Below are 12,461 nucleotides of genomic sequence, written 5' to 3' on the forward strand. Positions count from 1 at the left end.
GATTTTCTTCTCTACTTGCCGAATTGTTCTTTCAACACCTAAAATAGTAGGATGAATCTTAAAGGAGTGGTCACATGAATGATACGATCAAGAATAAACTGACCCTTTTACCTGAACAGCCTGGTTGTTATTTAATGAAAGATCGACAAGGAACAATTATTTATGTTGGAAAAGCTAAAATCCTTAAAAATAGAGTGAAGTCCTATTTCACGGGCTCGCATGATGGAAAAACGTTCAGACTTGTGAATGAAATTGAGGACTTCGAATATATTGTGACTTCTTCAGATATAGAAGCATTGGTTCTTGAGTTAAATCTAATTAAAAAATATGATCCAAAATATAATGTCATGTTAAAAGATGATAAAAGCTATCCTTTTATCAAACTTACTCATGAAAGACATCCACGACTTATTACAACACGTAAAGTGAAAAAAGATAAAGGGAAGTATTTCGGTCCATATCCAAATGTACATTCAGCGAATGAAACGAAAAAGCTACTTGATCGCATCTATCCTTTACGTAAATGTTCAACACTTCCTGACCGAGTTTGTCTCTATTACCATCTTGAACAGTGCTTGGCACCTTGTATATTGGAAGTGAAAGACGAGGAGTATCGGACCATTATTGATGGAATCACTCGTTTTTTAAATGGTGGATATAAAGAAATAAAAAAAGAATTAACGCTCAAAATGTCAGCTGCAGCAGAAGAACTTGACTTTGAACGAGCAAAAGAATATCGAGATCGAATTGCTCATATCGAAGCAACAATGGAAAAGCAAAAAATGACGACAACAGATTTTACAGACCGTGATGTATTTGGTTATGCCTTTGATAAAGGATGGATGTGTGTTCAAGTCTTCTTTATTCGCCAAGGAAAGCTAATTGAACGTGACGTATCTATGTTCCCAATCTATAATGAGCCCGAGGAAGAAATTTTGACTTATTTGGGGCAATTTTATACGAAAGAGAACCACTTTAAGCCGAAAGAAATCCTTTTGCCTGATACCGTTTCAGTAGAATTGGTAGAAGCGTTACTGGAGGTAAAAGTTTTAAAACCGCAAAGAGGGCAGAAAAAGGAGTTAGTAAAGCTCGCTTCTAAAAATGCAGTAATTGCTCTTACAGAAAAATTTTCATTAATTGAACGGGATGAGGAACGTACGATCAAAGCAGTTGAGAATCTGGGACAAGCGCTGGGAATCTATACTCCCCACCGAATTGAAGCATTTGATAATTCCAATATCCAAGGAACGAATCCTGTTTCTGCGATGATTGTTTTTATTGATGGGAAGGCAGAAAAAAGAGAATATCGGAAATATAAGATCAAATCGGTAGAAGGCCCTGATGATTATGAATCAATGCGGGAGGCTGTACGTAGAAGATATACCCGCGTATTAAAAGAAGGTTTGCCGTTAGCGGATCTCATTATCATTGATGGTGGGAAAGGGCATGTTGAGGCGGTGAGAGACGTATTGGAAAATGAGCTTGGGCTCGAAGTTCCAATTGCGGGTTTAGTAAAGGATGATAAACATAGAACATCACAACTTCTATATGGAAACCCGCTTGAAATCATTGCTTTGGCAAGAAATAGCCAAGCATTTTATTTGTTACAAAGAATACAAGATGAGGTCCACCGTTTTGCCATTACGTTCCATCGTCAATTAAGAGGAAAGACAGCTTTTCAATCCATCCTTGATGATATCCCTGGTATTGGTGAAAAACGCAAGAAAAATTTGTTAAAAGCATTTGGGTCTGTAAAAAAGTTGAAAGAAGCTACCCTGGAAGAAATAACTACTATAGGTATTCCAGAAAATGTTGCCAAAGAGCTAGTAGAAAAACTAAAAGACTAGTATGGTTAGCGATTTTTAGGAGAACAGCCCTATAAGGTGTTAGACACCTTATAGGGCTGTTCTCTTGTTTTTTTGTCATAACTTATTTTCTGAACTGAGATAGCGTTTTAGCTCGAGCAGATAGGTGGGTGGCTTACGCTTTTTTTAGAAGAGATTATCTTTATGATCCCATTTAACGGTGAACAGGACTTTGCCTGATCGTTTGCGTGGATGCTCAAAAGTTTCACTGACAACCTGTTTTAAGATTTCCATTTGTTCAGCTAAAAAACCAGCTTCCAATTGAAAATGGTGTTCCTCTTTACTTTGTAGGCGTTTAGAAATGGCAGTACTTGATAATTCTAATTTATATTCATTTTTTGTTTCACTTATGATCGTTAAGTTTCCCCAACCTGCTTGCTTAAAAAAGTCAATAATCTCTTCAGAGTTCTTAAGCGGATATTTTCGAGCTAGTTGTTTCCCTGCCCAATATAAAATGGCAGGAGCATCATCTCCTAATATTTCAGGTAACAATACCTCTCTCATTAATTCATAACCAAATATCGGTATAGTCTCAGATTCAACTTCTTGATTTAATTCTATGGCTGTGTTTTTACTCAATAATCTCCCCTCTTTCTTTAAGTCTATTATATACAATTTTATTTTTGTTGGAGTGTAAGACAGAAAAAAAGGTAAATGGAATTAGTGGAAGAAATTACTGTTTTTCTATATTACATTACTTTTCAGGAGAATTTTAAAAGAGGTTTAGATACGCGTTCTCCATTAAAAATACTATTTTTTAAAAATTCTTTTTATAAAAAAAATTATGTTAATCTGTTTTCTTGACGCTTAATTCAGTTGAAGGTAAAATGAAGTTGTCACACAATTGTAAGAAAACGAAAAATTCATTTTCTAACGGTGAGCGGTTGATCAATTTTTTTAGGGAGAAATGATGAGAAGCCGAAGCACCACTTTTAAAAACTTAGGGGGGTTAAATGTAATGGCTGGTAATCGAGAGTATTTTAATCGCAGATTGCATTCATTACTTGGTGTTATTCCTGTAGGATTATATCTTACTATACATCTAGTGGTGAATCATTTTGCAACACAAGGAGAGGAGGAATATAATTCCGCTGTAGAATTTATGGGGAACCTACCATTCCTGATCTTTTTAGAAGTTTTTGTTATTTATTTACCAATTCTATATCATGCAATTTATGGACTCTATATTGCGTTTACAGCAAAAAGTAATGTAAACAAATTTAATATATTCCGAAATTGGATGTTTGTACTGCAACGTATAACGGGTGTTATTACACTTATTTTTATAGTGTGGCATATGTGGGAAACAAGAATTGCGGCTGCCTTTGGTGCAGAAGTTAATTTTAAGATGATGGAGGAAATAGTTTCTAATCCAATTATGCTATGGTTCTATATTATTTGCATTGTTTCTGCTGTATTCCACTTTGCCAATGGTCTATGGTCATTCTTTGTTAGCTGGGGAATTACTGTAACACCAAGATCACAACAAATTTCTACGTATGTTACAATGGCATTCTTTGTTGTCTTATCGATTATTGGTGTACGTGCAATCTTAGCATTCGTTTAATCTTGTATCAAAGTCGTAGTTTAATACAGTAAAAAGTTAAATTAATGATAGCTGTAATATGGAATGAGGAGTGAATCACGAATGGCAAAAGGGAAAGTTATCGTAGTCGGCGGAGGCCTTGCAGGGCTAATGGCGACAGTAAAAATAGCAGAAGCGGGAACACCGGTTGACTTGTTTTCACTCGTACCGGTAAAGCGCTCTCACTCTGTTTGTGCCCAAGGTGGTATAAATGGAGCGGTTAATACAAAAGGTGAAGGTGACTCTCCATGGGAGCACTTTGATGATTCGGTATATGGCGGTGATTTCTTAGCGAATCAACCACCAGTCAAAGCAATGACAGAAGCAGCACCGGGAATTATTCATTTATTCGATCGTATGGGAGTTATGTTTAACCGTACCCCTGAAGGTTTGCTTGATTTCCGTCGTTTTGGCGGAACACAGCATCACAGAACGGCATTCTCAGGGGCAACAACAGGTCAACAATTACTTTATGCTTTAGATGAACAGGTACGTAGTCATGAAGTTGGTGGCTTAGTGACTAAATTTGAAGGTTGGGAATTCCTAGGAACGGTACTTGATGATGATGGTGTTTGTCGTGGAATCGTTGCGCAAAACTTAAAGTCAATGGAAATTCAGTCATTCGCAGCAGATGCTGTTATTATTGCGTCAGGTGGGCCTGGAATTATATTCGGTAAATCTACCAACTCTGTCATTAATACAGGGTCTGCTGCATCAATTGTTTATCAACAAGGTGCATACTATGCAAATGGAGAGTTTATTCAAATTCATCCGACAGCCATACCAGGTGATGATAAACTCCGTTTAATGAGTGAATCTGCTCGTGGAGAAGGTGGACGTATTTGGACATATAAAGACGGTAAGCCATGGTATTTCCTAGAGGAGAAGTATCCTGCGTATGGAAACTTAGTACCAAGGGATATCGCTACACGTGAAATCTTTGATGTATGTGTTAATCAGAAACTTGGAATTAATGGTGAAAATATGGTGTATTTGGATCTTTCTCATAAGGATCCAAAAGAGCTTGATATTAAATTAGGTGGAATTATTGAAATTTATGAGAAATTCATGGGCGATGATCCTCGTAAACTTCCAATGAAGATCTTCCCTGCGGTTCACTATTCTATGGGTGGATTATGGGTTGATTATGATCAAATGACGAATATTCCAGGTCTATTTGCAGCAGGTGAATGTGATTATTCACAGCACGGGGCTAACCGCTTAGGCGCAAACTCGTTACTATCCGCTATTTATGGTGGTATGGTCGCTGGACCTAACGCAGTACGCTATGTTAATGGTTTAGAAAAAAGCTCAGATATGTTACCTTCTTCATTATATGAGGGGCATGTTAAGCAAGAGCAAGAAAAATGGAATAACATTATGGCAATGAACGGAACAGAAAATGCGTATGTTCTTCATAAGGAATTAGGAGAATTGATGACAGATAACGTGACTGTTGTTCGTCATAATGATAGATTGTTAAAAACAGATCAAAAACTTCAAGAATTGTTAGAGCGCTATCAAAATATTAATATTAACGATACAGCGAAATGGAGTAACCAAGGAGCGACTTTTACTCGTCAATTAGAGAACATGATGCAATTAGCACGTGTCATTACCATTGGAGCTTACAATCGTAATGAAAGCCGTGGTGCACATTACAAGCCAGACTTTCCAGAACGTAATGATGAGGACTTCTTAAAAACAACGATGGCCAAATTTGTTGATAGCAAATCAGCGCCTGCATTCCATTATGAAGATGTTGATGTTTCACTTATTAAACCACGTAAACGTGACTATTCGAAAAGTAAAGAAGAGGGGAAATAGGGATGTCTGAACAAAAGACCGTAACATTTATTGTCACTCGTCAAAATGATGTGGATTCAGCACCTTATCAAGAGGAATTTGAAATTCCATATCGTCCAAATTTAAACGTTATTGCTGCTTTAATGGAAATTCGTAGAAATCCGGTTAATAAAAAAGGAGAGAAAACAACTCCTGTTATCTGGGATATGAACTGTTTAGAAGAGGTTTGCGGAGCTTGTTCTATGGTGATCAATGGAAAGCCACGCCAATCTTGTTCGGCTATTGTGGATCAACTTGAACAACCAATTCGTCTAGAACCAATGGGAACATTCCCTGTTATACGTGATTTACAGGTTGATAGAAGCCGTATGTTCGATTCATTGAAGAAAATAAAAGCATGGATTCCGATTGATGGAACCTATGATTTAGGACCTGGTCCACGTATGCCGGAGAAAAAACGTCAATGGGCATACGAGCTATCAAAATGTATGACATGTGGCGTTTGTTTAGAAGCATGTCCAAATGTGAATAGCAAATCAAACTTTATCGGACCTGCTCCATTATCACAAGTTCGCTTATTCAATGCTCACCCAACAGGTGAAATGAACAAAGCAGAACGTTTGGAACAAATCATGGATGATGGTGGTCTTGCGAATTGTGGGAATTCACAAAACTGTGTACAAGCTTGTCCGAAAGGAATTCCATTGACTACATCGATTGCTGCTCTTAACCGAGATTCGACAATCCAATCTTTCAAGAATTTCTTTGGTAGTGATCAAGTTTAATAGAAAAAATACCCCCCCTTTCTAAAATTAGAAAAGGGGGTTTTACTACGTCTAGTAAGAAGCTAAGGACTATTATTAAATGGCGGGAGTTACTCTATTCCATTTGAGTTTTACACATGACTGCTTGGATAGTAAAATAATCAATTTCTCCATCTAATGCTTCCCAAATGGGTTTTAGTTTTTCGCCACCCGTTTCATGAATGGCTTGTAGAACTTTTTGCTCCGTTTCTGAGTCGAAAACATCTTGCCAATTCAGCTCATATCCTTCACTGACACTACGTAAAATATGTTTTTGGATCGTTATTTTTGTTAGTTGCCGTTTGTGGGCAATTTCATCAATGGTCATTCCTTGTACATAATACTCATAAGAAAGTACATGGCTCGGTTGTTCAAGTAGTTCTTTCTCCACAGGTTTCGGTGAAGAATTATGATGAACCGGTATCGATATGGAAGAAATCTCAATCTTATTTTCCTGAACAAACTCATGAATCTTATCTATAAAGGCTTGCCCGTATTTCGTAAATTTGGTTTGTCCGACTCCTTTTATTTGTAGCATGGAAGCTTCATTGATTGGATAATAGCGGCACATTTCTTTTAAGGTGCTATCGGAAAAAATGACGAAAGGTGGGACATGTTCTTGATCGGCTAATTCTTTACGCAGCATGCGAAGAATCTCAAATAATTCTCTGTTTTCTTCACTTTCCTCTGCAATGGTTACTGGAGTTAACGTTTTCTTCATCCAAATATTCTCCTGACCCTTTAAGACAGGAATCGCATTTGGAGTGACTTTCACCACTGGATACTTTCCATCTGTCAAGTGTAAGTATCCCTCCGACAGCAAGTAGTTTATCGTATCAATAATTTCTTTTTCCTTTTGGGCTCGTAGTAAGCCAAAAGTAGACAGTTCATGGAACTTAAGTTCACGAATTCGCTTCTGATTTGATCCTTTTAATACTTGAGCAATCAATGTTACACCAAATCGTTCGCCCATTCGCTTACAGCAAGAGAAAATCATTTGTGCATCACGTGTGATGTCTACTTTTTCACGATTGTCTTGACAATTACTACATTTCCCGCATTTTACCGGCTGACTGTTGTGATCAAAATACTCAATAATATACGATTGCATGCATTTTTCTGTATGGCAATACATAACCATCTGATTAAGCTTATGATATTCTTGTTCTCGTTTTTCAACATCCAGGCTTGTCTCTTCAATGAGAAACTTCTGCAACTGAATGTCCTGTTGTGAAAATAATAGATAACATTCGCTTTCTTCCCCATCACGTCCGGCTCGACCTGCTTCTTGATAATATGCTTCAATGTTTTTTGGTAAATTATAATGAATGACAAAGCGAACATTGGATTTATCAATTCCCATTCCAAAAGCATTAGTCGCAATCATAATTTCTTTTTCATCATAAACAAATTGATTTTGTGCATGCTTACGTTCCTCTTCACGGAGTCCAGCATGATATTTTGCTACTGAAAAGTGCTGAGCTGTTAAAAAGTTATAGAGTTGATCAGTCTCTTTTCGACTTGATGTATAAATGATTCCTGATTGCTTTGGGTGTTGCTTTAAATAGTTGATGATAAAGTCACGTTTATTCGTTCCTTTTGCAACATGAAAGGATAGATTTTCACGTGCAAACCCAGTTTTAAACGTATCATGTAATTCAATGTTAAGCAGTTTACAAATATCGATTGCCACATTTTCAGTCGCGGTCGCAGTTAAAGCAACAATAACTGGTTTTTGGTTTAGTTTACTGAGTGAAGAAACGATTGAACGATAGCTTGGCCTAAAGTCATGCCCCCATTGTGAAATACAATGGGCTTCATCAAAGGCAATCAAAGGGATGTCAATCGAATTGAGCATCTCCATAAAATAGGATGATTCGAACCGTTCTGGTGCAACGTATACAAGTTTGTATACTCCACTTCGGATAGCCTGCATTTCTTCTTGTAATTCTTTTTGACTAAGGGAACTGTTGATAAAGGTGGCTGGAATCTCAGCGGCTGATAGTGCATCGACTTGATCTTTCATAAGTGAAATAAGAGGGGAAATAACAATGGTAGTTCCGGGAAAAAGAAGGGCCGGAATTTGAAAGCAAAGCGATTTTCCACCGCCTGTAGGCAGGATGCCAAGCGTGTTTTGTTCTTTTAAAATATTACGAATAATCTCCTCTTGACCATTTCGAAAAGCTGAAAAACCATAGTATTTCTCTAAAATTTCCTTTGCTTGATCTAACATTTCTTATCACCTAATTCTTTAGAATTAATTCTAGTTTACCATTGAATAGAGGTCCTTGATAAGATACAAGGGAAAGAAATGTATATAATGTCTGTTACTGTGGAAATTCCATAGAGTGTCTTTTTTCATTTTTTCAGTGTGGTCCATCTAGATTATTAGATGTCGAATTCGATATTTATTTTTGAATCGATAAATTGTTTTGAATTTTTAGAAAATAAATAAGAACCTTCATTGAATTGTAGTCACTCCAACACTTTCCTTTACATATGATATCGTGACTAAATATATACCCATCCCGCAGTTCATAGCTGGCGAAGGCAAGGAGGGTTACAATACTTGAAGGAGAATGAATATATTCATAAGCCATTACTCACCAAACGAGAAAGAGAAGTATTCGAACTGTTAATACACGACAAAACAACAAAAGAGATAGCGGGAGAGTTGTTTATTAGCGAGAAAACAGTTCGAAATCACATTTCGAATGCCATGCAAAAGTTAGGCGTTAAGGGGCGTTCCCAAGCTGTTATAGAGCTCCTTCGTATGGGAGAGCTAAAGCTTTAAATTTGATCGGTACCCTTTTTGAGGGTGCCGATTAATCCATATATAAAGGTTATTTAAGTGTGTTAGTGAAAGTGAATCCTTAAAGCTATTATCCGCAAAATGTAAGTGATATCATGAAAATTGAATAAAAGGTGGGAAAATTGATTTACATCAATTTTTTTCAACAAGTACTCGCCTATAATAAAAGTATAGTAAATCAGGGGAGGAAAATAAAATGGCAAAAGTAGTATTTCAATTAGAACCACTTACATGTCCATCATGTATAAAAAAAATCGAAACAACACTTAATAAAACAGAGGGTGTTGACTCAGTAAAGGTATTATTTAATTCAAGCAAAGTAAAAATAGAATTTGATGAGACTAAAATTGAGTCCTATCAATTAGAAGAAACGATTAAAAAGCTAGGGTACCCAGTTTTAGTCCCAAAAGTTTCTTGAATTCTTTTAGATTCAAGATGAAGGAGTGAAAATAGTGGGATTGAAAGAAACACATAACCATGAATGTAATCATTCCAGCGGAACACATAGAGCATGTGTTTCGCTCGTTCCTATTTTCAATCATTTAGAAGAGGAACAAATGAATGAAATCATGGTGACCGCTCAATCTGTTTCATACAAAAAAGAAGATATGATTTATCATGCAGGTGATCAATCTGACTCCCTTTATATTGTAAACAAAGGAAAAATAAAAATTTATCGTTTATCTGAATCAGGGAAAGAGCAGCTTGTACGTATCTTAAATCCAGGTGATTTTACCGGGGAGCTTGCGTTATTTAATGAATCCCTTCATGAGTCGTATGCAGAAGCTCTGATGAATACTCAAGTTTGTTTGATTAAACGATCAGATTTACAAGCTTTTTTAATCAAGTATCCTTCTATTTCTTTAAAAATATTAGCTGAGTTTTCAAATAGACTAGAACAATCGGAAAAACAAACGACTCGATTTGCAACGGAGAAAGTGGAAACAAGACTTGCCCTTTTCTTAGCTGAGTGTGTAGACGGGGAGGATCAAACGAATGAGATTGAATTACCTATGAGTAAAAAGGATCTAGCTTCTTATTTGGGGACTACACCTGAAACGATTAGTCGTAAGTTATCTGATCTTGAAGATGAAGGATATATTAAGCAAAAGATAAATAAAAAAATAGAAATAGTCGATTTAGATGGATTAATCCTCGTTTGATAAAGATCATCTTCTTATAGCGAAAAAAAGCTGTTGGACAAGTCGTTTGTCATTATGATGAATGAGATTAATTATAAGAAAAAGGCATTCCAGTTGATGGAATGTCTTTTTCTTATAATCCCGTAAAGGTTTGATAAGTGAGAAAAGGCTTTTCTTTGGACTTTAGTTCTTATAAAAATTAACATAAATGCAATGTTTTGTTCTTGAATTGATCTTGAATTTTCAAATGAAAAGATAGAAAATAAGAACAGCCATTAGAAATGATTAAGTGAACACAAAGGTTGGTTTAACGAGAATAAAGATAGAAATGGATGAAGAGATTGAACGATCCTACGTTTAATGTCCTTCATAGAAGGTAATATAAAGTGTTTAATGAGAAAAAATAATAGGATTATGCCAACATAGGCGATAAGAATGAGGCGGTAAGATTGAGACATCCGATTGGAGTTATAGATTCCGGTGTTGGTGGTTTGACGGTAGCAAAAGAAATCATGCGTCAGCTGCCGAATGAACAAATTATATACGTAGGAGATACAGCGCGCTGTCCCTATGGTCCGAGATCGACTGAAGAGGTGCGAACTTTTACGTGGCAAATGACCAATTTTTTATTGGAAAAAGATATCAAAATGTTGGTCATTGCCTGCAATACGGCAACGGCTGTTGTTTTAGATGAAATTAGACAAAAACTTTCCATTCCTGTTCTAGGTGTCATTCAACCTGGTGCAAGAGCAGCTATTAAAATAACCAAAAATCATCGAATTGGTGTGATTGGAACGATTGGGACAGTGAAGAGTGCTGCCTACGAAAAAGCTCTTACGCAAATTAATAAGAGAACGGTTGTGACATCTCTGGCTTGTCCAAAATTTGTCCCACTTGTTGAGAGCGGAGAGCATAACGGACCGGTAGCGAGGAAAATTGTCACAGCAACATTGAAACCATTAAAAAATAAAGGTTTAGATACACTTATTTTAGGTTGTACCCACTATCCTCTTCTAGAAGATTTAATTCATCAGGTGATGGGGGATGAAGTGAAGGTCATTAGTTCTGGTGAGGAAACGGCGAGTGAAGTGAGTACGATTCTTCATCATAGTGGGTTATTAAATGTGGAAGAAAGTGGACTAGAACATATTTTCTTTACAACTGGTTCGAAACACATTTTCACAAAAATCGCATCTAAGTGGCTAGGAAAACCAGTTTTGAATGTAGCGAAAGTCAAATTAGAAAATGAAAAAACGATCTATTCAAAATTCTAGCTTTCAATAAATTTACAAGAGTATTTCTCTCAAAGACGGTCTAATTTTAAAAAAAGCTCGTATATATGTAGTACAAACTGTCTTTGGAGGGATCTTAATGGCTAAAATTAATTATAAAACGGCTTTAGTATCAACTGTTGCTGCTTCAGCTATGTTTTTATCAGGTTGCGGACTTTTTGGGGCTGAAAAAACAGAACAAATTGACCCGCCGAAAGAAGTGACGATTACAGAGGAAGAAATGGAATTAACGGAGGAAACCAATTCATCTGATCAAGAGACAACGGATGAAGAAGCGGTTGTCGAAAACACATTAAAAACAGAACTTTATTTGATGGATAAAAATGGATATGTTGTTCCGCAAACACTTGACCTTCCAAAAACGGAATCGGTCGCCAAGCAGGCTCTTGAATATTTAGTTCAAAATGGACCTGTGACTGAAATGTTACCAAATGGATTTCAAGCTGTTCTACCGGCTGACACGAAACTAAGTGTAAGTGTAAAGGATGCAGTAGCAACTGTTGACTTTTCGAACGAATTTAAAGACTATCAAGCAGAGGATGAACTTAAAATACTTCAATCCATTACATGGACATTAACTCAGTTTGATACAATTGAAAAAGTAAAGTTACAACTGAATGGCCACCCGCTTGATGAGATGCCTGTGAATGGCACACCAATTGGAGATGAATTAACGCGAAATGATGGAATCAACCTAGATATGTCACATGTATCAGACATTAGGAATACAAAACCTGTGACGGTTTACTATATTGGGGGAGAAACGGATTCGTATTATTTTGTTCCTGTAACAAAACGAGTGAGTAATAAAACGGAAAACAATATTGATGCAGTGATTAATGAGTTAGTCAAAGGACCGAATGTAGCATCTAACCTGCTAAATGAGTTTAACTCAGGCGTAAAACTACTTGAAGAGCCGAAGCTAGAGAATGGAAAAGTGACACTTAATTTCAATGAATCGATTTATGGTAGTTTTGAGGAAAAAATCATTTCTCAAAATGTGCTTGACGCTCTCGTGCTTTCTTTAACGGAACAAAATGGAATCGAGAGTGTGGTAGTGACTGTAGATGGTAAAGCAGAACTCATGAGCGAAGATGGTAAAACACTAACCGAACCAGTAACTCGTCCTGAAAATGTCAATACAGGTAGTTTCTAA

At 36.6% G+C, this 12,461-nt stretch carries 11 protein-coding genes; 9 read left to right on the forward strand and 2 right to left on the reverse strand.

Annotated elements, in window-relative coordinates:
• Positions 1-74: 74 nt before the first annotated feature.
• On the forward strand, positions 75-1,847 hold the full coding sequence (gene uvrC / locus JMM81_RS00585; protein WP_256239567.1) for an excinuclease ABC subunit UvrC: 1,773 nt from the start codon (positions 75-77) through the stop codon (positions 1,845-1,847).
• A gap of 144 nt (positions 1,848-1,991) precedes the next feature.
• Here uvrC and JMM81_RS00590 read toward each other — a convergent pair whose 3' ends face one another.
• Positions 1,992-2,444, reverse strand: a complete 453-nt coding sequence (locus JMM81_RS00590) for a YslB family protein (protein ID WP_256239568.1) — start codon at positions 2,442-2,444, stop codon at positions 1,992-1,994.
• 379 nt (positions 2,445-2,823) lie between these two features.
• On the opposite strand from JMM81_RS00590, the gene JMM81_RS00595 reads away from it, so the two are divergent.
• From JMM81_RS00595 to sdhB, 3 genes are all read left to right on the forward strand, one after another.
• Positions 2,824-3,432, forward strand: a complete 609-nt coding sequence (locus tag JMM81_RS00595; RefSeq protein ID WP_256239569.1) for a succinate dehydrogenase cytochrome b558 subunit — start codon at positions 2,824-2,826, stop codon at positions 3,430-3,432.
• Positions 3,433-3,513: 81 nt separating this feature from the next.
• Positions 3,514-5,277, forward strand: a complete 1,764-nt coding sequence (gene sdhA / locus JMM81_RS00600; RefSeq protein ID WP_256239570.1) for a succinate dehydrogenase flavoprotein subunit — start codon at positions 3,514-3,516, stop codon at positions 5,275-5,277.
• Positions 5,278-5,279: 2 nt separating this feature from the next.
• Positions 5,280-6,041, forward strand: coding sequence for a succinate dehydrogenase iron-sulfur subunit (sdhB, locus tag JMM81_RS00605; RefSeq protein ID WP_256239571.1), 762 nt, complete (start codon positions 5,280-5,282; stop codon positions 6,039-6,041).
• A gap of 94 nt (positions 6,042-6,135) precedes the next feature.
• On the opposite strand, the gene recQ is transcribed toward sdhB, so the two are convergent.
• On the reverse strand, positions 6,136-8,292 hold the full coding sequence (gene recQ / locus JMM81_RS00610) for a DNA helicase RecQ (RefSeq protein WP_256239572.1): 2,157 nt from the start codon (positions 8,290-8,292) through the stop codon (positions 6,136-6,138).
• Positions 8,293-8,628: 336 nt separating this feature from the next.
• On the opposite strand from recQ, the gene JMM81_RS00615 reads away from it, so the two are divergent.
• From JMM81_RS00615 to JMM81_RS00635, 5 genes are all read left to right on the forward strand, one after another.
• On the forward strand, positions 8,629-8,853 hold the full coding sequence (locus JMM81_RS00615; RefSeq protein WP_256239573.1) for a helix-turn-helix domain-containing protein: 225 nt from the start codon (positions 8,629-8,631) through the stop codon (positions 8,851-8,853).
• A gap of 214 nt (positions 8,854-9,067) precedes the next feature.
• Complete coding sequence (locus JMM81_RS00620; protein WP_256239574.1) at positions 9,068-9,289, forward strand: heavy-metal-associated domain-containing protein; 222 nt, start codon at positions 9,068-9,070, stop codon at positions 9,287-9,289.
• A 34-nt stretch (positions 9,290-9,323) separates the two neighbouring features.
• Entirely contained in the window at positions 9,324-10,034 is a 711-nt protein-coding gene (locus tag JMM81_RS00625; RefSeq protein WP_256239575.1) for a Crp/Fnr family transcriptional regulator, read from the forward strand.
• A gap of 428 nt (positions 10,035-10,462) precedes the next feature.
• Positions 10,463-11,287 carry a glutamate racemase gene (gene racE, locus JMM81_RS00630; protein ID WP_256239576.1) on the forward strand — a complete coding sequence of 275 codons (825 nt, stop codon included), beginning with the start codon at positions 10,463-10,465 and terminating at the stop codon, positions 11,285-11,287.
• A 97-nt stretch (positions 11,288-11,384) separates the two neighbouring features.
• Positions 11,385-12,461, forward strand: coding sequence for a GerMN domain-containing protein (locus JMM81_RS00635; RefSeq protein WP_256239577.1), 1,077 nt, complete (start codon positions 11,385-11,387; stop codon positions 12,459-12,461).

This window comes from Bacillus sp. V3B (genome assembly GCF_024494465.1).
In the GTDB taxonomy this organism is placed as follows: domain Bacteria; phylum Bacillota; class Bacilli; order Bacillales; family Cytobacillaceae; genus Bacillus_BD.

What these genes read in the sequence shown, in the direction of transcription:
- uvrC (WP_256239567.1), top strand. Translation starts at nt 75, where the DNA reads ATGAATGATACGATCAAGAATAAACTGACCCTTTTACCTGAACAGCCT.
- JMM81_RS00595 (WP_256239569.1), top strand. Translation starts at nt 2,824, where the DNA reads ATGGCTGGTAATCGAGAGTATTTTAATCGCAGATTGCATTCATTACTT.
- sdhA (WP_256239570.1), top strand. Translation starts at nt 3,514, where the DNA reads ATGGCAAAAGGGAAAGTTATCGTAGTCGGCGGAGGCCTTGCAGGGCTA.
- sdhB (WP_256239571.1), top strand. Translation starts at nt 5,280, where the DNA reads ATGTCTGAACAAAAGACCGTAACATTTATTGTCACTCGTCAAAATGAT.
- recQ (WP_256239572.1), bottom strand. Translation starts at nt 8,292, where the DNA reads ATGTTAGATCAAGCAAAGGAAATTTTAGAGAAATACTATGGTTTTTCA.
- JMM81_RS00620 (WP_256239574.1), top strand. Translation starts at nt 9,068, where the DNA reads ATGGCAAAAGTAGTATTTCAATTAGAACCACTTACATGTCCATCATGT.
- JMM81_RS00635 (WP_256239577.1), top strand. Translation starts at nt 11,385, where the DNA reads ATGGCTAAAATTAATTATAAAACGGCTTTAGTATCAACTGTTGCTGCT.